This is a genomic window from Ferrimicrobium sp. (assembly GCF_027319265.1).
Classification (GTDB): domain Bacteria; phylum Actinomycetota; class Acidimicrobiia; order Acidimicrobiales; family Acidimicrobiaceae; genus Ferrimicrobium.
Genome location: NZ_DAHVNP010000031.1, coordinates 236,622 through 259,276, shown reverse-complemented (window position 1 = coordinate 259,276; position 22,655 = coordinate 236,622). Strand labels below are relative to the sequence as shown.

Genomic DNA, 22,655 nt, shown 5'->3' with positions numbered 1-22,655 from the left:
GGCTATGATCATGTGTTTGGTTGCAGAGATAAAGGTGGCGAATGCGTAAAGGGCGTTGGATCCGTTCGGTCCTCATTAGCACGGTGGTGGCGCTCGCCGCTTTTGCGGCGGTGATCTCTGCCCACTATCATCCTGTCCTTGGCCTTGACCTCCAGGGTGGCGCGTCAGTCGTCTATAAGCCTGCGAGGAAAGTCAACACAGCGACGCTCAATGAGACGATCTCCATTATCCAGGATCGAGTGAATGCACTCGGAGTGGGGGAGCCATCCATTGGTCAGCAAGGTAGCGACATCGTCGTGGACCTGCCTGGAATCAAGGATCCAAAGACAGCACTCAGTTACATCGGTCAGACAGCGATTCTGCAGTTTCGTCCGGTTTTGTGCACCGCACCGCTCTACACTAAGCCCCCAACGAGCCTTCATCTCAAAAAGTCACAGCTGACTCCCACGTGCCCAACGGCTACCTCTAAAACGGCTTCGACTCTGCAATACGTTCCCTCCACGAGTCCATTGAAGGCAACCAGTGCCTCGACAGCGCTGCTGCCGGAGTATCAGGGCAACACGAAGACGGTGATTGCGCGCTATGTCGTTGGACCAACGCTCATGACTGGCAACGCGATCAAGAGTGTCTTTGCGGCGCCGGTAGCCCAGAGTGCCTCCAACCAGTGGGCGATTAATTTCACCTTGACATCCAAGGGAGCGCCCCTCTTCAACCAGATTGCCAAGACCTACTACCATCAGCTCCTCGCCGTGGTGTTGGACGGAACCGTGCAGTCGGCTCCGCAGATCAACTCCACCAACTTCAATGGGCAGGGACAGATCACCGGCAATTATACCCAGGCCTCTGCAACCGATCTCGCCACTATCTTGCACTATGGAGCCCTTCCGGTGCAGCTTGTGCAGCAGACAGTCCAGACGATCTCACCGACGTTGGGCGCCGCCTCGTTACGCGCAGGGTTAATTGCTGGCATCGCTGGTCTCGTCCTGGTCATGCTCTACACGATCTTTTACTACCGACTCCTCGGCTTGGTAGTCGTTGGTGGGCTCGCTACCACTTTCGCCGCACTCTGGGCGATTATCGGCTACCTGGGGCACAGCGTACAGCTGACGCTCAATCTGGCTGGAGTGACAGGTATTATCGTCTCGATTGGCGTCATCGTGGACTCCTACATCGTCTTCTTTGAGCGACTCAAGGATGAGGCTCGCAACGGCCGGAGTTTGCGGGCGTCGGTGGATACCGGCTTTACCAAAGCGTTCCGCACGATCATCGCTGCCGACCTCGTCTCTTTTATCGGAGCAGCGCTACTCTATTACTTTAGCATCGGCGATGTGCGGGGATTTGCCTTCTTCCTGGGGCTATCGACGATCCTCGATGTGGCTTCAGCGTGGTTCTTCACCCGGCCGTTGGTGCTATGGATTGGGAATTCGATCTCGCCGAAGCACTATCGATGGCTTGGCGTCCCGGTGGTCCAGGTAACTCGAGAATCGACCGTCGGCAGCGGAGTGATTAAGCCGAGCCGTGTCGCGGCGAAGGGAGTATGAGCGAGATGGTAAGGGAAGGATCGGATACCTCGGACTCGATTGAGAGTGAGGGTTTTAAAGCCAAGACGATTGACGCGAGTGAGGCGTCGTGGTGGCGGCGTCTGGGCGCCGGCGCCACCCATTACCCATTTGTGCAACGGTCCCGCTATTACTTTGTGATCTCCTTTCTTGTGATCGTCGCTGGGGCGGCAGCGCTGTCGGCCAGGGGTCTCAACTTCGGGATCAGTTTCAAGGGAGGCGTGAGTTGGCAGGTGCCTTCAGCGACCCTCACGGTAGCCCAAGCCAGCAAGATCGTGGCACGAGCTGGTGTCACCCAGGCGACCGTGGTAACCCTTGGTTCGCATTCCGCCCGTACCGTCGAGGTACAGGCTGGTCTCACCAAACTCTCGGGTGCTGCGAGGACAGCAAAGGAGAACCAGGTCGCCGCCCTCCTGGCGGCCAAGGCCCATCTCCCCTCCTCGGCGGTCGCGATCGAGTTTGTGGGTCCAACCTGGGGAGGACAGATCACCAACGCTGCGGTCAAGGCCTTGATCGCGTTCTTCGTCGGCATTATCCTCTACATCTCCATTCGGTTTGAGTGGAAGATGGCTGCCGCCGCCTTTGTTGCGGTGGTGCATGACCTTTTGGTGACGATTGGGATCTATGCGTTGAGTGGTTTCCAGGTCACTCCTTCGACGGTGATCGCCGTACTCACGATCCTTGGCTATTCGCTCTACGATACCATTGTGGTCTTTGATCGTATTAAGGAAAACGTGGGTGGACTCGTCGACCCGGGGAAGATGAATTACTCGAATGCGGTCGATCTTTCGGTGAATCAGACGTTGGCCCGATCGTTGAACACGTCGTTGGTTGCCGTCATCCCTATCCTGTCCGTGTTGGTCTTGGGAGCGTACGTGCTTGGGGCCACCACACTGAAGAATTTCGGTCTCGCACTGGTGGTGGGTCTCACGAGTGGGGCCTACTCTTCACTGTTCATCGCCGCACCGTTGTTGGCACGTTTCAAGGAGCGTGAGCGGCGCTATCGCCAGATCAGAGCTCGTCTTGAGCGTCGTAACGCTCCCGTCGAGGCTGAAGGCTTACCGGCATCGTAGCGAAGATGTTGGCCGATCGTGATCTGCAATCACTCATCGATGCAATGGCACTTGACCCATCGAGTGAGGCGGGTGCGACCATCGAACGGGCGTTGGAGTTTGCGCGTGTGGCGCATGGCTCCCAGCGGCGGCGATCCGGCGAACCCTATGTGACCCATCCCATCGGGGTGGCGACGATCACGGCTGCACTTGGAGGCGACATGACCGCAGTGGTGGCCGCGTTGCTCCACGATACGGTCGAGGATACCTCGGTGACGTTGGCTCAGATCAGTGCAGAGTTCTCACCCACGGTTGCTGAGGTCGTCGATGGTCTCACCAAACTTGATCGTATCAGCTTTGACTCGCGTGAGGCCCAGCAGGCGGCGACGATGCGCAAAATGCTGATCGCGATGGCGAAAGATGCACGGGTCCTGGTCATCAAACTCGCTGATCGGCTCCACAATATGCGCACCATTGCTGCACTGCCAGTGGAGAAGCAACGCCGTATCGCGCAAGAGACGATGGATATCTATGCACCCCTCGCGAATCGACTCGGTATCGAGGATATGAAGTGGCAGCTCGAGGATCTTGCGTTCGCCACCTTGCATCCACGACGCTACGCCGAGATCGATCACATGATCGAGACGAGGGCGCCTGAACGAGAGCGTTACCTCGCCCAGGTTATCGAGGAGTTGGGGAAGCGACTTCAGGTGGTTGGCATCGATGCAGAGGTGACGGGTCGACCAAAACACCTCTGGTCGATCTATGAAAAGATGATCATCAAGGATAAGGACTTCGACTCGATCTACGACATCATCGGGGTCAGAATTGTCACGGACAACGATCGGGACTGTTGGGCTGCCCTCGGTGTCGTGCATTCATTGTGGGCACCCATCCCTGGCCGCTTCAAGGACTACATCAACGCGCCGAAGTTCAACCTCTACCAATCCCTCCATACCACCGTGCTGCTCGACAAGGGGAATCCGCTTGAGGTTCAGGTCAGGACGCGCGAGATGCACCGGCGGGCCGAGTTCGGCATCGCTGCGCACTGGGGTTACAAGGAGGGTTCGAACTCCACGAATGCTGCCTGGGTTGATCGCATTATGGAGCTGCAGGAGGAGCTACCTGACCCGCTGGAGTTTCTTGAACACCTCAAGTCGGATCTTGAGATGGATGAGGTCTATGTGTTTACCCCCAAGGGCAAGGTTGTCACCCTCCCGGTCGGCGCAACCCCTCTTGACTTTGCCTACTCGATTCATACTGAGGTTGGGCATCGTTGCATCGGTGCGAAGGTAAACGGTCGACTGGTCCCGCTGGAGTCGACGTTGCGCTCTGGGGATACAGTAGAGATCGTTAGCTCTCGGTCGAGTTCCGCTGCGCCTTCGCGTGACTGGCTCTCCATTGTGGTTACCCCGAGGGCGAAGGCGAAGATTCGTCAGTGGTTTTCCAGAGAACGGCGCGAAGAGTCCGTTGAGATCGGTCGTGACGAACTGACCAAGGCCTTTCGTCGGGAGAATCTGGCGGTCAATACCCATCTTTCGCAGGCTGGGCTCGCCAAGTTGGCCAAGATGAACGGCCTCCATGATGGTGAGGGACTACTGGTAGCCATTGGAGAAGGACACGTCTCGGCACGAGCGGTAGCGCAGCGCGTCCAACGCAATGAGCTTGAGACTGACGGCTACGCTCCCACCGTGTCGCACCAGCGCCCTCGGCATCTGTCAAAGGGTCCCATGGTCTTCGTCGAGGGCATGGAGGATGTGCTTGTTCGCATATCGCGTTGCTGCAACCCGATTCCCGGTGACGAGATTGTAGGTTTCATCACGCAGGGACGTGGGGTGGGGATTCACCGTGCCGACTGTCCAAACGTTCTTGACCTTCTGAAGCGAGCTGGTGAGCGTCGTGTCGACGTTGAGTGGGCCCATGACAGCGGTGCGAGTTATCAGATGGCCATTGAAGTATTGGCCTTGGATCGAGCACGATTGCTCGCTGACGTTTCGAAGGTGTTAAGTGAGCACCACGTCAATATCACCATGAGCTCATCGCGGACGGGTGGCGACCACGTCTCTCGCATGCGCTTCGAATTTGAGTTGGTTGACCCAGGCCATCTCTCATCGGTGCTTGGGGCCATCCGCCAACTCGATGGGGTTTTCAATGCGTATCGAATGCTGCCCGGTGGCTCACGCCGGGCAACCGATGCTGTTCAGGATGGTTCGCGTTCATGAGTAGGTTCCAGTACCTCGACGATAGCCCTTCTGGAGGCATCCGCATGGTTCCCCTGGTTCATGATGGTCGATAGACTGAGCGCAAACCCAGCCCTGGAGGTCGCGCGTTGGTTTCTTTGATAGCATCGATCGCCTCAATCGTCTTGCTGGTCATCTGTCTGATTCTCGTGGCACAGGTCCGTACCTTGCGCTCCCAGATGGACGCCTTTGCCAGCGAATGGCGCCAGGAGATGATTGACCTTATTCGTTACGCCAGTACGCTGGCTCACGACGCCACGACAACAGCGAGTGAAACGAAGGAACTCCTTGAGGAACGTGCGAGTGATGTGCAAGCGATCGATCGCATGACGAAAACCGTCGTGCATACCATCGGTTACCCGTTTATCTCGATGGGGCGACTCCGTCTTGCCATTCGGCGTGGTCGCAAAGTGTTTCGAGACCGAAGGGAGGGCTACAGTTGATGCGACGTGGTCGATGGTTCTTACTAGGGATTGGTGTGGGAGTGATGGGTACGCGCCGCTTGCGGGCACTGGCGCGACCGATGTTGGAGCGTTCCCTCGAGCGGACGACACGTCATGCGGTGGCGCGTATGCGGGGTGACCTGCGTACGGCGCTTCGCGAAGCGGCTGCGGCCTACCGCGGTGAGCCCAGTCGCGATGGCAAGACTCGTGTGCTCGAAGGAGAGGTAAGGGAGATTCATGGACTCTAATGAGCTACGACGCGCGTTTCGAGACTTTTTTGTCGAACGTGGCCACACTCCGGTACCATCAGCCAGCCTGATCCCCTTTGATCGGACGGTGTTGTTTACGGTGGCGGGGATGGTCCCGTTTAAGCGGTACTTCTTGGGCGAGGAGCCAGCTCCGTATCCGCGAGCGACAAGTATCCAAAAGTGTATGCGCGCTGGCGGAAAGCACAACGATCTCGATCAGATCGGCCAGACACTGCGCCACCTCACCTTCTTTGAGATGTTGGGAAACTTCTCCTTTGGGGACTACTTCAAAGAACAGGCGATTCCCTACGCCTGGGAGCTCGTGACCAATGTCCTTGGTTTGGAACCCGATCGGCTATGGGTTACGGTGCATACCAGTGATGATGAGGCCGCAGCGATCTGGCGTGACGCCATCGGGGTTGATCCGGCTCGCATCCAGAGGCTGGAGGAGGATAACTGGTGGCAGATGGGGGACACGGGTCCCTGTGGCCCGTGCTCGGAGATTTACTACGACAAAGGAAGCGAGTATGGCGCCGACGGTGGGCCAGCGTATGGATCGGATGAGCGGTTCCTAGAGATCTGGAATCTCGTTTTTATGCAGTTTGACCAGCAGTCTGATGGTGACCTTGTGCCACTGCCTAAGCCGTGCATCGATACGGGAGCTGGCCTCGAGCGCATTGTCCCGATTCTCCAAGGTCGACCTTCGGTCTTTGAGACCGACCTTGTCTATCCCATTCTCCAAGAGGCAGAGTCGCTCACCGGTAGGACCTATGGTGTTGAGCACCGACAGGATGTTGGACTGCGCATCATTGCAGACCACTCCCGTGCGATGACCTTTCTCCTCGCTGATGGGGTGGTTCCCACCAATGAGGGTAGAGGGTATGTACTGCGAAGAATTATTCGCCGGTTGGTTCTGCGTTCGCAGCTACTTGGTGCACGCCATGAGGTAGTTGAGCGTTTGGTCAACGGAGTGATTGCGACCATGGGGGAGGCCTACCCGGAGCTGATTGACCGGCGAGAGCGGATTCTCGAACTAGGCATTCGGGAGGAGGCGAGGTTCGAACAGACGCTCACGATTGGTGCGCCTATTTTGGAGACGGCGATCACCAGTGGCAAGGTCACTGGTGACGTCGCTTTTCGTCTCCATGATACCTTTGGAGTTCCGATCGAACTGACGACCGAGATAGCGGCCGACCGCGGTGTCGATGTTGATCTTGATGGGTTCCACAATGCCATGGCCCAACAGCGCCATCGCTCGCGTCAGGCCGGCCTTGGTGATGAGGCGACGAGCGAACAGGCGACGGGTGCGCTATGGGTACTCGAAACACTCGGCAAAACTGAGTTCCTTGGCTACGAGGTCGAAGAGGCGGTTGGCGAGATCCAGTTTGTGGAGCAAGAGCCAGCGGGTCTCGCGCTATATTTGGATCGAACCCCCTTCTACCCTGAGGGTGGTGGGCAGGTGGGCGACACGGGTTGGATCAGCGCCGAGGGTTTCCGGGCCAAGGTTGTCAATACCGATCAGCCAGTACAGGGCGTGGTTCGTCACTGGATTGAGGTCGTGGAGGGCGAGCCCGTGGTGGGTACCTCGCTCGAACTCGTGGTCGATCGAGGGAGGCGTGCGCGAATCCGAGCAAACCATACCGCTACCCATCTGTTGCAGTGGGCGCTCCGCGAGGTACTTGGCGAGCACGTGGCGCAACAGGGGTCATTGGTTGCACCAGAGCGGTTGCGCTTTGACTTCACCCATTGGTCAGCGCTCACGGTCGAGGAGATTGAGCGAGTTGAGCAGCTCATTATGGAGCAGGTGGTGACTGCCGCTACGGTGGTTACGGAGATCAAAGACAAAGAAGCAGCCGTCAACGAAGGCGCCATCGCCTTTTTTGGTGATCAATATCAAGACGTGGTTCGCGTGGTCCACGCAGGCACGCACTCGGTGGAACTTTGTGGTGGCACGCACGTCGGTTCGCTGGGTGAGATTGGACTCTTCAAGGTTGTATCGGAGGGCTCCATCGGTGCGAATACGCGAAGGATCGAGGCGGTCACCCAGCTGGCGGCGCTCGATGCAGTGCATAGGCTTGAACGCCAACTCGATACGATCGAGAAGATTCTGCCTGGAGGTCGTGAGGCACTCGCAGAGCGAGTCGAGAACTTAGCCATGCGGCATAGAGAGCTTGAGACCCAGCTTGCAACGATGCGCCAAGAGGAGTTGCGCTCGCTCGTTCGCAACATCTGGGCGCAACACCCTTCTCGAGCGCTGATAGAACGACTTGATGGCCTCTCCGCCCAGGAGTTGCGTTTTGTCGCCCTTGAACTGCGCAATCGCACCGAGGCCGAGGTGGTCGTCTTAGCCAGTGTGCTCGACGCCAAGGTGGCGTTGGTGGCGACGGTGGCCGACCCGACGGTGCTCAATGCGAGCGAGGTACTTGCGCCGCTTGCTCAGGCCGTCGGTGGCCGCGTCGGTCCTCAGCGTGAACTTGCGCTCTCAGGTGGTCGTCAGGTCGATCAGCTGGATCAAGCCCTTGAGGAGCTCCGCAAAGGGTTCGATTCCCAACGATGAGAGTTGCCGGTTTTGATCCTGGTCTTCGGCGGATCGGGGTTGCATTGAGTGTCGATGGAGCTGGTTTTCCATTGGCGGTGATTTCGCGCGTCGCTGGTTGGCAAGATCATATCCGCAATATTGTTGCCGAGTATAATGTCGAGATGGCTGTCGTCGGTGTGCCACTCTCCCTCGCAGGTGCAGAGACCGAAAGCACCCGAATGGCCCGGCGTTTCATCGAGGAACTGCAGCCATTGTTCGGAACTCCTATTGTCGAGGTAGACGAACGCTTCTCGAGCCGCGGTGTGGAACGAGCATTAGGAGAGGCTGGGGTCTCTACCCGCGACCAACGTGGTCGCGTCGACGATCTCGCTGCCGCTGACATTCTCCAGCGCTATCTTGATGGGCTCCGTGATGCTTAGGGTAGCCATGCAGGGAGTGCGTCATGTCTAGGCTCCGGCAGTTACTCCTGGCGGGCATCATCGTCGTCGTGATCGCGATCAGTGTGGTGGGGATTAGCTACTACCTCGAATCACGACCCGGCCCGCAGGGACATTCAGTGGCAGTGGTGGTTGCTCCAGGTGAGTCTGTGAACGCGATCTTTGATCAGCTCGGGGATGCAAGGGTGGTGCGTTCGCCGCTGCTCTTCAAGACCTATGCAGAGATCAAAGGAGTAGGCGTGATCGACGCTGGTGTCTACTTTTTGCGCACGAATGAGGGGTACGCCAAAACGTTAGACCTCCTGACCGGCGGTCCTTCCTCGCTAAAGATTACCGTATTGCCAGGCATGACCGTGAACGCTATAGCGGCGGAGTTACGAGGCCTACCGGGGGAAGGCCTCTCGGGCGCGAGTTTCCTGCGCCAGGCCAGCGATCTGCATGCGTTCCATTCGCCATTTCTTGCGACAGCCACAAGCTTGGAGGGGTTACTCTATCCGGATACCTACTTTGTCGATCCGCTTGGGACGCCGAAGGAGCTTATCCAGCAGATGTTGGATCGGTCGACCCAGGAGTACGAGGCGGCTGGACTCTCATCTACAGGAAGATACCATTCGCTCACGGCGAATCAGGTGATCGTGGCGGCCTCGATTGCAGAGCGGGAGGCTAACACACCGGCCGGGTACGCCAAGGTAGCTCGGGTTATCCTCAATCGTCTTGCCGCTGGCATGCCGCTCGAGATGGACTCGACGGTTCGCTTTGCGACCGCCAACTATTCGAACCCTATCACCGGCGCACAGCTACAAGATGCGTCGGCCTATAACACCTACACCCATGTAGGTCTGCCTCCTGGACCGATTGGAGCAGTCGATGCTGCTGGCATCTCCAGCGTTCTGCATCCAGCGCGGGGGTCGTGGCTGTACTTCGTCGCCCTTCGGGGGCACCGACATCTGTCGTTTTATGATACCTTTGCACAACAGCAGGCGGCGATCGCGCGTTACGGAGAGCAGTCGTGAGTACAGCGCTCAGCCAGCCGAGTGTGCCATTGGCCTGCGTGCTCGGTGATCCGATCGCCCAGAGTCTGTCGCCTCGACTTCACCTCGCTGCTCTTGCCCGGAGCGGACTCGCTGGTAACTACCTTGCCTTTCGGACCCCATCTTCTCAACTCGAGGATACCCTGCGAGCGCTGCAGGTGCTTGGGTTCCAAGGTGCAAACCTTACAGCACCACTCAAGGTAGAGGTGCTGCCGCTCCTCGATCGGATGACCGATGAGGTACGCACGATCGGCGCAGCCAATACCGTCCTGTTTTCCCAGGGCTCTGTGATCGGTTACAATACCGATGCACCTGGGCTCTTGGAGGCGTTGCGGACGATTGTGGGTTTCGAGCCATCGGGGCAACGAGTGCTGATCTTGGGGGCTGGCGGTGCTGCGCGAGCCGCCGTCTTCGCGATGCTCACCGCCGGAGCCGTCGAGGTTTGGGTCGCGAATCGTAACCCCGTTCGGGCACGGCTGTTGGTGGAATCCTTTACGGGTCCGGTAGGTATCTGCGAGGATACGCGAGAGCTGTCGGTCGACCTCGTTATCAATGGAACGATCGTCGGTATGAAGGGTGCGGGAGCGGAGGGACAGGCTCCGATCGACCTTACTGAGCTCAAAGGGTGCCAATTCGTCTATGACATGGTCTATGAGCCAACGACGACACCTCTCATGCAAGCGGCTCGACGCCTGGGAATCAGCGCTTTTGATGGACGGTCAATGCTAGCTGCCCAGGCGAGGATTGCTTTTGCACTCTTCTATGGTGGTCGACCCGACCTTCAGGTGTTCATGGACGCCCTGGGTCACCACAATAGCGATCGAGACCCACATGGCTGATCAGCGGAGATCAACTGGACACCATGGCTGATAACTAGCCATCGAAGTAGCGCAGTTGTGGAGTACCAGAGGATTGGAGCACCTTCCCACGAAACTTCGATCCGATAGGCCAGCGAACGGATAGACGATCGATCGATTCGTAGGCACGACTGTGAAGATTCGCCACTCAAGTTCGAAGTTCCAGTAAAGGTTCGCGTCAAGGCTTCTTTCAATGGAAAGGGTGTTAACGGTCACAAAAGCCTGCATACTCAGCTGGAACTTCTTCAACTAGCACAAGAGAGATCGCCCAGACACGTCAGCGTAGCGCCGGCTAGCACCACCGAGGCAACCCAGCTGAAGTGGTGTTCGGGAGGACGGGAAGCATCTGGTGACGCTCGCGATTGGCTCCTTGTCAACGCGCCTGCGTTCGAGCTTGGCAAGGATTGTCCAATTTATGGGGATCCGCATCAGTGATCTCAACCAGGATGGCAATACGACGTATGCTTCCACACGCGTGACGATACCGATGATGAGGTTATCTGCCGGGTCCGGTGTGGTGACGAGGCCAACGCCTGTCCACTCGACCCCGGCTACCGCGACGGGCAAGACCGGTCCTCCCGTCCCCCCGGCATCATCAACACGACTGCTATCAAGCGGAGGCGGCATAGCAGGGAGCGCTGTGTCGAGTCTCGCTGTCGATGGTTGGCGGAGACGTCGGGCCAGCTCAGCCAGTTCGAGCATCCCGGGGGTTTCGTTGTGATCGATGGCCATAGTACACAGTTGTCGAAGCCAAGAATGGAGTTCGGCGCGGTTGGGGATGTATGCGGTACCCGCTGCGGATGGGTGAAACCTTGAGTGGGGTCCACGATGGTGGAGGGCACGATCAAGTACTGATGCGAGGCATGATGGTCGTGTGAGTGAGAACATGCTCATGGTGGCTTCCAACGTGTAAGGGTGCCAAGCCATGGGATGGAGCCCCGCTTGGGCCGAGACAGCCAAGTGCAGGTACTGTGGGAAGGGTACTGGTCGGAGTAGCCCAGACTTGGGTTGCGCTGGTTTTCGGCCGATGCCATGGATATGAGCGAGCCCGAGGCACAGCGTACCTTCACGATCCCTGAACTCTCTTCGCTTGCTCGCGGTCTCGTGAATGCAGGGCTTGTAGCCGAGGATACACTTCGACAGCTCTTGGGAACCAAAGACGAGCAGCGATCGTTGATCAGAGCCTTGGTGGAAGGTCGACTGGTCGATGAGGTTGCGCTATGCCATTTTCTCTCTGAACGCTATGGTGTCGAGGAGCTCGATCTAAACGGTCTCACCTTCGATCCAGATGTCGTCGCACTGTTGCCTTCTCGAGCGGCGCGCCGCTATCTTGCTCTCCCCATTCGTGAGGAGTCTAGCTCGATCATGGTCGCCATGGTTGATCCGACCGACGTAGTCGCCAAGGATGATCTCAAGACCGTCTTGCGGCGGGATCTTCATCTGGTGGTGGTGACCTATTCGCAGCTGCTCGCCACCATTGAGCGTTCCCAACTGAATCTAAAAGAGCAGTTCGATCTCTCCGAGCAGGCTGAAGAGAGGAAGGAGGCTGTCAAGTCTGATGTTGCGGACGTCGTAGAAGATGGTCCCATCGTCTCGCTCGTGAATCAGATGGTCTCTCAAGCAGTCCTCGACCGCGCATCAGACATCCACGTTGAACCGATCAATGGGGCCATCCGGATCCGATTCCGTATCGATGGGGTACTGCACGAAGTAGGCCGGCTGAACGTCAACGTTCATGCCAAACTCATGACGCGAATCAAGATTCTCGCGGGTCTTGACATCTCCGAGCGGCGCCGACCACAGGATGGACGTTTTAGCGTAGGCATTGAGGGCCAGAAGGTTGATCTTCGGGTGGCGACCCTTCCGACCTATCTCGGCGAGAAGGTCGTCATCCGTGTACTTGACACCGGTACTGCTCGGCTCGACCTCGAAGATCTTGGATTCCTCCCTGATGTTCGACGGCTCTATGATCGGCTGACCGACCAGCCTTGGGGCACGATCCTGATCACTGGTCCCACTGGTTCAGGCAAGTCGACCACGTTGTACGCAACGCTCAACCGACTGAACCGGGTGGAGACCAATATCATCACAGTCGAGGATCCGGTAGAGTACCAGTTGAGCGGCATCGCACAAATGCAGGTCAACCCTGCTGCAGGCGTCACCTTTTCGTCGGCTCTTCGGTCCATTCTCCGGGCCGACCCCGACATCATCTTGGTGGGGGAGGTGCGTGACCGTGAGACGGCAGAGATTGCGATCGAGTCGGCGCTCACTGGCCACCTTGTCCTCACCTCACTGCACACCAACGATGCACTCTCCACGCCAACCAGGCTTTTTGAGATGGGGGTGGAACCCTATCTCGTCGCATCTGCGCTCACCGCGGTGGTAGGGCAGCGTCTCGCAAGACGGCTCTGTCTCAACTGTCGTATCCCCTCCTCGATCACACGTGAAGGCTTACGAGAACTTGGCTTCATCGTCCCAGCGAAGGACGAGGCCTTCACGCTCTATCGGGCCGATACCAAAGGATGCGTACGTTGTTCTCGAACCGGTTACTACGGGCGAGTCGCTTTGCATGAGTTGTTGGAGATTACGGAGCCACTTGGGCGAGCGATCGCTGCACGTGCACCGATGGAGGAGCTGCACCGGATCGCTGCGGCCCAGGGGTTCATCACCCTGCGCCAAGCCGGTTTGGTTCAAGTATTGCAAGGAGTTACTTCGATAGAAGAGATATTGAGAGTATTGATTTGATGAATACCAATGCAAGAAAGGGCGCCTCCAGGTGTTAGAGACCCAAGACAAGTTATCGATCGATGCCCTGCTCAGGGAGCTGGTCGCGGCCCGAGGAAGTGACCTTCACCTCTCGGTCGGGGCGCACCCCCTTATCCGCGTCTACGGCGCTTTACGTGAGGTTGAGGGTACACCTGAACTTGACCCTGAGACGATCCGTGATGGTGTCTATGCAATCCTGACCCAAGCACAGCGTGAGCGCTTTGAAGAATCATGGGAGCTCGATCTCGCTTACTCGTTACGGGGTCTGGGTCGATTTCGCCTGAACCTCTTCCGACAACGCTCGAGTATCGGTGCGGTGTTCCGGGTGATCCCACACCAGATACCGCCCCTCGAGACGCTTGAGCTGCCACCCGTCGTCAAAACGTTCGCCGAGATCCCTAAGGGTTTAGTGTTAGTTACCGGACCTACTGGTTCGGGTAAGTCGACGACACTTGCTGCCATCGTTGACCTCATCAACCGGACCCAGCGACGGCACATCGTCACGATTGAGGATCCCATTGAATTCCTCCACACCCACCGGAGTTCCATCGTCAATCAACGCGAGGTTGGTACTGATACCAAAGCCTTCGCCACGGCCCTCCGTCAGGTCTTGCGACAGGATCCCGATGTCATCATGGTGGGTGAGATGCGGGACTTTGAGACTATTGCTGCGGCGATCACCGCAGCTGAGACGGGCCACCTTGTCTTTGCCACGCTGCACACCCAGGATGCTCCCCAGGCGATCGATCGTATGATCGACGTCTTTCCCTCCTTCCAACAGGCGCAAATTCGGGTCCAGCTCGCTTCCTCACTGCAGGCGATCCTCACCCAACAGCTCATACCCCGCTGTGACCAGCCTGGTCGTGCGGTCGCAGTAGAGGTACTTGTTGCAACCTCAGCGGTACGCAACGTCGTACGCGAAGCCAAGAGCCATCAGCTCTATTCGATCATGCAGTCGAGCGCACAGATGGGGATGCAGACGATGGACTCTGCGCTCCTTCGGTTGGTTAAGCTTGGTCAGATTTCACGAGAGGCAGCACTGCTCGCGACCACGAATCAGCGGGAACTCTATGAAGCGATGGGGGGAATCGGTGCTCGAAACCTATGAATATCGTGCCCGCGACACACAGGGCAACGTCAAGCAGGGGGCCATCGACGCCGATAGTCGTGAGGCGGTGCTCCGTCATCTTCGCGATCTAGGGTTGTTGCCGGTCTCGGTCAACGCGAAACGGGTGCCAGTGCTCAAGCGCGATGTCAATCTCGGCTTCTCACGTCGCGTCAAGCTCGCAGAGGTGGCGGTCTTCGCGCGCCAGTTCGCCACCATGATTGAGTCAGGTATCACGATCGTTCGCGCCCTGTCGATTCTCCAAGCGCAGACGGATAATCCCACGTTGCGAGATGCGGTAACGTCGATTCGTCAGGAGATCACGGCTGGGAAGTCGTTCTCTGAGGCGGTTGAAGGGTTCCCGAAGGTGTTTGACACCCTGTTTGTGGCGATGATCCGTGCTGGTGAGGTCTCTGGAACCCTTGATCAGGTCCTCTCAAGGGCCGCCGAGACGCTCGAGACTCGAGTGGAACTCCAGCGCAAAATCAAATCCGCGCTGACCTATCCCGCAGCCGTCGTGGTGCTGGTCGTAGTGATCCTTACCGCGATGCTGGTGTATGTGGTACCAACCTTCCAGAGTATCTTCACGTCCCTTGGGAGTCAATTACCCTTACCCACCCGGATCTTGATGTTCGTTTCGCATCTGGCCGTCACCTTTTTCCCGCTGCTGATCATCTTTTATGTCGGAGTTGTCGTCGGTTTTGTTCGATTGCGTCGGACCAAGCGTGGCAAGGCCATGATGGACAGGTTGGTGCTTAAACTTCCGGTCTTTGGTGTGTTGATTCAAAAATATGCCGTCGCACGGTTCGCCTCGACGCTGTCAACGCTGATACGCAGTGGGGTGACGCTCGTTCCTTCGCTAGAGATTGCGAGTGGGGTCGCGAACAACTCTCTCGTGTCTGCTGCGGCGCTTGACACGAAGCGTGGGGTCTCCCAGGGAGAAGGAATCGCGGAACGACTCGGGACCCACCCGATCTTCCCTCCCATGGTGGCACAGATGATTGCGGTGGGGGAGGAGTCGGGTTCGCTCGACACCATGCTCGAAAAGATCGCTCGATTCTATTCCCAAGAGGTATCGGCGATGACCGAATCCCTCTCATCGCTGCTCGAACCCCTTCTTATCGTGGTGCTTGGAACCGTGGTCGGGGGAATGGTCATCGCCCTCTATCTGCCGATGCTTGATATCATCAAATTGCTCAAGTAGTCTGCTTTCGCTAGCGCCCTTCCAAAGCACCTCATGTGACGTTGTCTCCGTTGTCAGGGAGTACTTGTTCCAACGGGGCACGCCCTAGTTGGCGCACTGATGGGACGCAGAGGACCAAGATGGCGGAGAGCACAAGGTAACCAGCACCAAGGAGAAACACACCCTCGACGGTGATGAGTCGGGAGAGTGGAACGACGATAGCGAGTCCGAGCGGCAGGAATGCCACTGAGGCGAGAAAATCGAAGCTGGCAACCTTCGAGATCACGTCCGCTGGCACATGTGTCTGGAAGCTATATGACCAGAGTGCGCCAAAGAGTTCGAGACCAGCACCCCCGAGGATAGCAGCCGCGCTTGTCAACCAAACATTCGCGTGGAGCGCTAACAGCACCATCACCGGCGTCAGTCCAACCATGGCAATGGTACCTGTTCGAACGGGAAATCGTGGATGGTATCGGAATGCAACCAGCCCACCGATCACGCCACCCACGCCCACGCCAGCCCAGATCAGCGCCCAACTGGTCGCGCCGTGGTAGTAATGCTCTGCCAACACCGGACCAAGAACCATCAAGGGGGCCCAAATCACCACATGCCAGAGAGCAAACTGTAAATCCACTGACCAGATCCAGCTCCGAGAGCGAAAAGCCCCCCAGCCACTGCGCAACTCGCTGAGCAATGAAGCCGGGGCCTCGCCCGTGCTTGCCCCTGCGGGCAGCTTGATAAAGATGGCACCACCGATGAGTGGGAGGATACCGGCCACGACCAAGGCCCAAGGAGCAGAGATCGCTGCTACCAAGACCGCGGCGAGGAAGGGGCCAGCAATCGCACCGATGTTCCGGTAGATGCTGCGCACTGCGCTCGCCTGTTGTCGCTGTTGGACCGGGATGACCTGTTGTGCCCAGCCCTCAAAAGCAGGGACAAAGAGGGCGTCGGCGAAGCCAATCAACACAGCGGCAAGAAGGTAGTAGGGTAGCTGGCGGACGGAGAGGACCGCGAGGATTCCCGAGGCAAGCATGCTGAGGCCAAAAAAGACATCGGAGAGCACCAAGAGCGATTTGCGAGGTACGCGGTCGGCGAGTACGCCAGCAAAGAGAATCGCAATGACCATGGTCAGTGTCTCCGCGCCGAGGATCAGGCCGAGGTCAGTTGCCGAGTGGAGGAGTTGAAGAATCGTAAAACTCAAGGCGACCGGCAGCATGCCATTGGCCATCGACACGAAGCTGCGCGCAGCGGTCAGTCGTTGGATGACTGGGTCGCGTAGAATCTCGCCCGTTGTGGAGCGCTGGTGGTCATGGGGATCTGGCATCGCCTAACCATTCTAGGTCTGCATAGCGGTATCATCCTCGTACTATCCCTATAAGAACGAGCATGTCCTTCGGCATCGAACCAAGCATGTCGTGAATCAGATTTCATACGTACTGCACGGAGTTTCGAATCGTGATAGAATGAATGATACCGTGTAGGGTATTTATGCGGGTGTGTGTTGAGAGGGGAAGCGTTCCTATGGACATTACGGTCGTTGCTACACCTGAACTTGGTGATCGGTCATACGTGGTCTCGGAGGGGACAACTGCGTTTGTCGTTGATCCACAACGCGATATCGATCGCATTATCAGCTCGTGTGCGCAAAGAGGACTTATCATCGCAGGAATCGGTGACACCCACATGCACAACGACTACGTAAGTGGTGGTTTTGCGCTCGCGAGCGAACTGGGGGTTCCGTATCTTGTTCACGCGGATGACCCAGTTGCCTTTGATCGCGTACCAGTGCGGGATGGGGATATTTTCGAGTTCGGCCCATTGACGGTTAGCGTTCTTCATACCCCTGGCCATACCCCCACCCATATCTCTTTCCGCATCACCTCGACGCAAGATCCAGTCGGCGCGGTGATGAGTGGTGGGTCCATGCTCTATGGCAGCGTTGGTCGAACCGATTTGATCTCAGAGGAGCTGACGGAGCCTTTGACACATGCACAGTATCAAAGCGTGCACCGGCTTGCTGACGAGTTGCCGAGTGCGACACAGTTAATGCCCACCCATGGTTTCGGGTCCTTCTGCTCAGCCGTCTCTGTCCAGGAGGTCTCCGATGGCACTGTCGGTGGGGAGCGGCGTGTCAATATCGTCTTCCAGTATCCATCCGAAGACGACTTTGTTGCCATGTTGGTTGGGAGTTATGACCCCTATCCCGCCTACTACCGACATATGGGGCCAGCAAATCTTGCTGGCGCATCAGCGCTTCGTCCGAAGACGCCCCGCATGCTGACAGGCGCCGAGGCGGCGAAGTTACGTGATGAGGGCGCCATTGCGGTCGATATTCGTCCTCGACGTGATCATTTCGACAACCATCCCATTGGAGCGCAGCTCATGGAGTATGGCACGCTATTTTCTACCTACCTCGGGTGGACGATCCCCAGCGATTCCAAGATCATCCTGGTCACCGATGGGTCATCTGATCCACTCGCCGCCGTTACCTCCTTAGGTTTCATCGGAATTGAGAACATTCTTGGACAGGTGGAGGCGAAGGAGTTCAGTGCGGTAGTAGGGGAGCGCTCGATCCCGGCGATCGATTTTGCCGAGTATTTTTCGACTACGATCTCCACGCCTCATCAGCTACTCGATGTTCGTAATCCATCGGAGCATCGGCAGAATCGTCTGCCAGGTGCGAAACAGATTCCGATCTACGAAGTGGCGGATCGGCTTCATGAGATCGATCCCACTACCACGGTCGTCGTCCACTGTGCTGCTGGTTATCGTGCCTCCGCTGCAGGTTCCATGTTGGCAGCAAGGGGTTTCGAGGTTGTCGTCATCGACGATGACTTAGCAAATGGCCTGTCGCTCATCTAAGCAGTTGACCAGGGGCGCTTGACCGCATCGCTGATCACCGTGACACGGTGGTACAGGGAGTAGCAGTGTCATTGACACTGAATTGGGAGTTGCCGCTGGGGCCATATCCTTCGGCCTAGCTTGGTAGTCGTGTTGCAAAACTGTGCACATGGCTGGATGGGCTCGTAGAGCTCCTCGCAACAGGACTTTGGCTGCGCGTATCGAAGCGATCGTTTGAGCTTCGCGTCCCTAGAGGAGCTTCAGGGCGAGCGTCTCCGGAAGCAATGATAGGGAGAGAGAAGCACTGGTGTGCACACTAGCGTCGTGCGCAGGGGTGAGGCTAACTCGCTGTGACGGATGCGTGAACAACAGGAATTCTCGTTGGCCCGTTGTGTAGAGGATCCAGAGAGAACGGAGATGGTTCGCCCTTTAACAGAGCTAAGGTCATACGAATGGCATCAGCGAACCCTGTTCGGCATCCTTATATCGTCGAGGCGTGTGACCTCTATCAGCTTCCGCTTCGTTCCGGTGACCCAACCCTGAGATTACGGCGGCCATCGAGTCCCCAGGAGTGGAGGCTGTTCTTTGACGCACACCCTGATGCGGTAGTAGCCATCGCCCTTGACGCAACCCCTGGCGGACCACTTCGAGATCCTGGCCGGGCGCTTCAGTCAATAATGGGTGGCCCTGCCATCGGCCTCACATTGGCCGCCCCCGACCTGTATCACTTTTGGCACGAAGGGAATCAAGGCTATGTCATTGACATGCCGTCGATGCTTGCAGCACAGTATCCACGTAATGTAGGGGTTGTCATCGGCGAGGGCACCTTGGTGGTGGGTGGGCCTAACACGGATGCAACGCCGGCAAGGGGTGTGGTCCATGGTTGGGGGAGTTCAACTCTTTGGACATTGGAGTCACTGTTGGGATCGGTGACCGAGATCGTCGGGGCCTCGGTGCACCCACTCGACGGATGTTTGAGTGCGGTCTCGGCGGGACGGCGAGTGTTGGTGGGGGTATCGGCGACTACCGATGCTCAGGTGCTCCTTGCAGCAGCCATCTTTGACTGCGCAGCCACTATTTTTCGTGCCGACAATGCGACAAGGTATGTGGTGACGGGTTGGACGTCCGCTACGCGCGCTATTGCTGCCGATCTCGCGGTTCTTTGCGGCGATTCGGTACTCTTTGTCGATCCCGTTTCTGTTCTTTCCCGTGGAGGATTGCCACTGGATTTGGGGTTGGGCGAGGAGGTGATGAGCCCAGCGGGGCCACAGCGCCTATTGCGGAGGACCTATGCGGACTGGGTGAAACTGGGCGCACGGATTCGCGCCGCGACGGAATCGAGATAGAACCGTAAGTAGCGAGCAGATGAATCCTCAAACAGAGGGTCGAGGTGATCGGCCGCGATCAGACCAAGAGGGGTAAGACAGGGCGGTAGGTGTGTTGTGATTGGCCGTTCGTGACACCGCGTCCAGCCGCACAAGGTGTACCCGAGCGGCTGACTGGTCGTAGCAGACGACACACTTGTGGAACCGAGGAGTTTACCTACGGCGTGGACTCGGCAAGGGGTGCACTACGGAAAAGCCACTTGTGCATGAAGGTGAACTTGCCAAACCATAAGAGCACGAAGGAGAGGAGATAGGACCCTTGCACGACGATGTCAGTGGCAAGTCGTGAAGTCCCTAGAAAGCCGGCATGTGAGTGAGAAAAGTCTACGAACCATGTAGAAAAGATCAGTCCCGTTACGGCCATGAGAATATAGGGAAGAACCTCTCGCCGAAAGGAGGTTGGACTCTTTTTCCCCCACGCCCAGTAGCGATTGATGAAATACGATGGTATCGCACCGATAAGCGTCGCCGTGATCGCTGAGTCACGTGCGTTCTCAAGACGCAGTACCGAAAAGACGAAAAACAGTACCAGCTGTGAAAAGACTGCAGTGATGACGGAGCCAGTCGCATAGCGCCAAAAACGAGACCACAGAGCCCGTATCCTACGGTACTGTTCCTCGCTGATGACGAGAGTAGCGAGCCGTTGTGCAACGATTTCTATGGTATCCACTTACCCCCAGCATAGCACCACTGGCAACACGATGCGTGCATGACTGAGACGGGTAGCGACCCGAAAACCCTGGTCAAATGTTACCATTTGGTTAGGGGAGAGCTGGGGCATGGTCCGTGCGCTGCTCGCGGCCGGGTAAGCTTGATATATTGATTAACGAATATGTAGTTGGTTGTCGTGAGCGGGTGTTGGGTCTGAATGACCGCCGGGAACTCGCCAAAAAGCGAGTCGTCGTGGCGACTTCTGCCTCAGCCCCTGCCGTGTGGTGTCGTCGGAAATAGGATAGGTGTATCGTTGGAACAGAGTAGCGCTAGGCGTCGCGTAGTGGTCACCGGGGGTTCCGGATTTATCGGTACACATCTCGTGAAGACCTTGCAGCGCGAGAACTCCCAGGTCGCTATCGTCGATCGGAATCAGCCGCGCGTAGATGGGGTCGACCATTTTGTTCGCGGTGCCATCGAAGATCCGTCGACATGGGACGCATTGGGGCGAGTGCTGCCGGATGGCGCTGATACGTTGGTGCACTTGGCAGCGAGGACCTCGGTCCTCGAATCGATCAAGGACCCAGCCGATGTGTTTGCCTCGAACCTCGTTGGCTTTCACCATGCGCTCGAGTTTTGCCGACTGCACGGGATACCGCGTGTAATCCTCGCCTCAACCAATGCGGTGGTTGGGATGAGTGGCGGAACGGATCTGATCACCGAGCTCTCACCACTTGCACCGCTCACCCCTTATGGTGCGAGCAAGGCAGCCGACGAGATGCTTGGTTCCGCCTACAGCGAATGTTATGGTGTTCGAGTGGTGGCTGTCCGCTTGACAAACGTTTACGGACCAGATATGTGGCGCAAGGATAGCATCGTACCTCGGCTCTTTCGCTATGCCCAGGGTATGGGTGACTTCGCCATCTATGGCGATGGCACACAGTTTCGAGATTTTGTCTACGTAGAAGACGTGGTCCGGGCCTTCCTGTCGTTAGCTGAGAGTGCGTTCGCTGGGCCAGTCTCCTTCGGATCTGGGGAGAGTGTCTCGGTCAATGAACTCGTCGCGCTCGTCGGTGAAGTGGTAGGCAAAGAACTACACCCTGATCGTGTGCCAGCAAAAGCAGGCGAGATGCCAGGAGTGAGCGTCTCACTTGAGCGTGCGCGTACCGCAGGACTCAAGGCCGATGTCAATCTTCAAGAGGGTTTAGGACGAGCATGGCGTGATTTTCTTACGAGTATTGACTAACAGAACATCGTCTGCAACCAAACGATAGCCGTGACCTCAGAATCGCAACGGTGTACCGAAATGACGAACAGTTGGTCATGTTCGCTCCTGGGGCAAGCATGGTGGCCAACACCATAGTTTCAGCGCTAGCGAGTGCTACCCTTTGTGTCGAAGAATGAACGCTCCAGACCGAAGAGCCGCACTGCTTGCCGATTGGCAGCCAATTGAGTGGGATCGGGTCAGTGGGGAGTCCCAGCATCAACGGCCTGCTTGAGCAAGGCGTTCACCACCACATGAGTCTGAGTAAGGCGCTCGCCCCACCACTGATCAATGGGGGAACTCCGATGTCGATACCATAGCAACTGAGCCTCAACGGTCTCCAGCACCGCCGCCAACGTCGTCTCAGGGGAGGCATCGAGCAATGACTCAAAGCTAAAGCGTCTTCCGCCAGGACGCATTCCTAGTTCACGTTGATGGGTGATCCTAATGAGTTGCGATCTCGGGAGGATCAGTCCAGAGGCTACTGGTGACAATAAGAAATCTACCAAATCCTTACGTTCATCAGTCGCCGGCGGCGGTGGGGCATGCCGCAAAAGATACGGTAGGGCGCTAGCGGGCGGAGCCTCTTCCTGCCACGTTTGGTGAACCTCACCGAGTAAGGAACCAATTCGACGGAGGCCAGGAGGTGCGAAGGTCGCTGCGGCTCGCGCATAGGTACTGAGCCAGGGACCCATCGCCTCGTAGAAGATCGCGTTAGCACGCTCCCAGCTCTCTTCATGAACCAGGAGTGCGAGTAAGCGTAAGAGAAATGCGAGCGAGTCGGGCTGGGCAGGCTGCAGTTCGGGCCGTAGATAGGCCGCAAGAAGGCCGCGTAAGAAATCGACAGGCGCTCCACCAAGGACAGGGCCAATCGTTAGGTAGTAGCTAGCAAAGGGAGGTAGATCGAAGTCAAAGAGCTCAGTGAAGCCGTCCCTCGTCCACTCTAGGTCAAGGATCTCCAGGATCGCTGGGTGAGGGTCAGGATTCTCGATCACCTCAGCGAGAGCCTCAAGAATTTCGCCACTTCTCCGTAGTGTCATGGTCATACTAGTGG

18 protein-coding genes are annotated in these 22,655 nt (G+C 57.4%); 15 read left to right on the top strand and 3 right to left on the bottom strand.

Annotated elements, in window-relative coordinates:
- The first annotated feature begins 41 nt into the window (after positions 1-41).
- The 12 genes from secD to M7439_RS05370 all read left to right on the top strand — a co-directional run bounded on the left by secD (position 42) and on the right by M7439_RS05370 (position 15,481).
- Entirely contained in the window at positions 42-1,541 is a 1,500-nt protein-coding gene (secD, locus tag M7439_RS05425) for a protein translocase subunit SecD (protein WP_298346432.1), read from the top strand.
- 5 nt (positions 1,542-1,546) lie between these two features.
- Positions 1,547-2,632 (top strand): protein translocase subunit SecF, encoded by a 1,086-nt coding sequence (gene secF, locus M7439_RS05420; RefSeq protein WP_298346431.1) that lies wholly within the window; start codon positions 1,547-1,549, stop codon positions 2,630-2,632.
- A gap of 5 nt (positions 2,633-2,637) precedes the next feature.
- Positions 2,638-4,833 carry a bifunctional (p)ppGpp synthetase/guanosine-3',5'-bis(diphosphate) 3'-pyrophosphohydrolase gene (locus M7439_RS05415; protein ID WP_298346429.1) on the top strand — a complete coding sequence of 732 codons (2,196 nt, stop codon included), beginning with the start codon at positions 2,638-2,640 and terminating at the stop codon, positions 4,831-4,833.
- A gap of 107 nt (positions 4,834-4,940) precedes the next feature.
- Positions 4,941-5,294 (top strand): DUF948 domain-containing protein, encoded by a 354-nt coding sequence (locus M7439_RS05410; RefSeq protein ID WP_298346427.1) that lies wholly within the window; start codon positions 4,941-4,943, stop codon positions 5,292-5,294.
- Positions 5,291-5,542 carry a hypothetical protein gene (locus M7439_RS05405; protein ID WP_308464406.1) on the top strand — a complete coding sequence of 84 codons (252 nt, stop codon included), beginning with the start codon at positions 5,291-5,293 and terminating at the stop codon, positions 5,540-5,542. The genes M7439_RS05410 and M7439_RS05405 overlap by 4 nt, the downstream gene beginning before the upstream one ends.
- Positions 5,532-8,099: an alanine--tRNA ligase gene (gene alaS, locus M7439_RS05400; protein WP_298346425.1), complete on the top strand. Its 2,568-nt coding sequence runs from the start codon at positions 5,532-5,534 to the stop codon at positions 8,097-8,099. Before M7439_RS05405 ends, alaS begins: the two co-directional genes overlap by 11 nt.
- Positions 8,096-8,500, top strand: a complete 405-nt coding sequence (ruvX, locus tag M7439_RS05395) for a Holliday junction resolvase RuvX (RefSeq protein ID WP_298346424.1) — start codon at positions 8,096-8,098, stop codon at positions 8,498-8,500. The genes alaS and ruvX overlap by 4 nt, the downstream gene beginning before the upstream one ends.
- A 23-nt stretch (positions 8,501-8,523) precedes the next feature.
- The gene (gene mltG, locus M7439_RS05390; protein WP_298346423.1) at positions 8,524-9,531 is read left to right on the top strand and encodes an endolytic transglycosylase MltG; all 1,008 of its coding nucleotides are present in this window, start codon (positions 8,524-8,526) and stop codon (positions 9,529-9,531) included.
- Positions 9,528-10,388 carry a shikimate dehydrogenase gene (aroE, locus tag M7439_RS05385; protein ID WP_298346422.1) on the top strand — a complete coding sequence of 287 codons (861 nt, stop codon included), beginning with the start codon at positions 9,528-9,530 and terminating at the stop codon, positions 10,386-10,388. The genes mltG and aroE overlap by 4 nt, the downstream gene beginning before the upstream one ends.
- Before the next feature lie 1,056 nt (positions 10,389-11,444).
- Positions 11,445-13,151, top strand: a complete 1,707-nt coding sequence (locus tag M7439_RS05380) for a GspE/PulE family protein (protein WP_298346420.1) — start codon at positions 11,445-11,447, stop codon at positions 13,149-13,151.
- A 31-nt stretch (positions 13,152-13,182) separates the two neighbouring features.
- Entirely contained in the window at positions 13,183-14,280 is a 1,098-nt protein-coding gene (locus M7439_RS05375) for a type IV pilus twitching motility protein PilT (RefSeq protein ID WP_298346418.1), read from the top strand.
- On the top strand, positions 14,264-15,481 hold the full coding sequence (locus tag M7439_RS05370) for a type II secretion system F family protein (protein ID WP_298346416.1): 1,218 nt from the start codon (positions 14,264-14,266) through the stop codon (positions 15,479-15,481). Before M7439_RS05375 ends, M7439_RS05370 begins: the two co-directional genes overlap by 17 nt.
- Positions 15,482-15,512: 31 nt before the next feature.
- On the opposite strand, the gene M7439_RS05365 is transcribed toward M7439_RS05370, so the two are convergent.
- Positions 15,513-16,784 (bottom strand): MFS transporter, encoded by a 1,272-nt coding sequence (locus tag M7439_RS05365; protein ID WP_298346414.1) that lies wholly within the window; start codon positions 16,782-16,784, stop codon positions 15,513-15,515.
- Positions 16,785-16,981: 197 nt separating this feature from the next.
- Here M7439_RS05365 and M7439_RS05360 point away from each other — a divergent pair, with 197 nt between their 5' ends.
- A complete protein-coding gene (locus M7439_RS05360; RefSeq protein ID WP_298346412.1) occupies positions 16,982-18,322 on the top strand; it encodes a rhodanese-like domain-containing protein in 1,341 nt (446 codons plus the stop codon).
- 431 nt (positions 18,323-18,753) lie between these two features.
- On the top strand, positions 18,754-19,647 hold the full coding sequence (locus M7439_RS05355) for a hypothetical protein (RefSeq protein ID WP_298346410.1): 894 nt from the start codon (positions 18,754-18,756) through the stop codon (positions 19,645-19,647).
- Between the two features lie 196 nt (positions 19,648-19,843).
- On the opposite strand, the gene M7439_RS05350 is transcribed toward M7439_RS05355, so the two are convergent.
- On the bottom strand, positions 19,844-20,356 hold the full coding sequence (locus M7439_RS05350; protein WP_298346408.1) for a GtrA family protein: 513 nt from the start codon (positions 20,354-20,356) through the stop codon (positions 19,844-19,846).
- Between the two features lie 294 nt (positions 20,357-20,650).
- Between M7439_RS05350 and M7439_RS05345 the strand changes: the two genes are divergently transcribed.
- Positions 20,651-21,583 (top strand): NAD(P)-dependent oxidoreductase, encoded by a 933-nt coding sequence (locus M7439_RS05345; protein WP_298346406.1) that lies wholly within the window; start codon positions 20,651-20,653, stop codon positions 21,581-21,583.
- A 218-nt stretch (positions 21,584-21,801) separates the two neighbouring features.
- Here the strand turns inward: M7439_RS05345 and M7439_RS05340 are convergent, their stop codons facing one another.
- Positions 21,802-22,641: a hypothetical protein gene (locus M7439_RS05340; RefSeq protein WP_298346404.1), complete on the bottom strand. Its 840-nt coding sequence runs from the start codon at positions 22,639-22,641 to the stop codon at positions 21,802-21,804.
- Between the last annotated feature and the right edge of the window lie 14 nt (positions 22,642-22,655).

Excerpts from the sequence above, each read along its gene's own strand:
- secD (WP_298346432.1), top strand. The coding sequence starts at position 42 with ATGCGTAAAGGGCGTTGGATCCGTTCGGTCCTCATTAGCACGGTGGTG.
- secF (WP_298346431.1), top strand. The coding sequence starts at position 1,547 with ATGGTAAGGGAAGGATCGGATACCTCGGACTCGATTGAGAGTGAGGGT.
- M7439_RS05415 (WP_298346429.1), top strand. The coding sequence starts at position 2,638 with ATGTTGGCCGATCGTGATCTGCAATCACTCATCGATGCAATGGCACTT.
- alaS (WP_298346425.1), top strand. The coding sequence starts at position 5,532 with ATGGACTCTAATGAGCTACGACGCGCGTTTCGAGACTTTTTTGTCGAA.
- ruvX (WP_298346424.1), top strand. The coding sequence starts at position 8,096 with ATGAGAGTTGCCGGTTTTGATCCTGGTCTTCGGCGGATCGGGGTTGCA.
- mltG (WP_298346423.1), top strand. The coding sequence starts at position 8,524 with ATGTCTAGGCTCCGGCAGTTACTCCTGGCGGGCATCATCGTCGTCGTG.
- M7439_RS05380 (WP_298346420.1), top strand. The coding sequence starts at position 11,445 with ATGAGCGAGCCCGAGGCACAGCGTACCTTCACGATCCCTGAACTCTCT.
- M7439_RS05365 (WP_298346414.1), bottom strand. The coding sequence starts at position 16,784 with ATGCCAGATCCCCATGACCACCAGCGCTCCACAACGGGCGAGATTCTA.
- M7439_RS05360 (WP_298346412.1), top strand. The coding sequence starts at position 16,982 with ATGGACATTACGGTCGTTGCTACACCTGAACTTGGTGATCGGTCATAC.
- M7439_RS05355 (WP_298346410.1), top strand. The coding sequence starts at position 18,754 with ATGGCATCAGCGAACCCTGTTCGGCATCCTTATATCGTCGAGGCGTGT.
- M7439_RS05340 (WP_298346404.1), bottom strand. The coding sequence starts at position 22,641 with ATGACACTACGGAGAAGTGGCGAAATTCTTGAGGCTCTCGCTGAGGTG.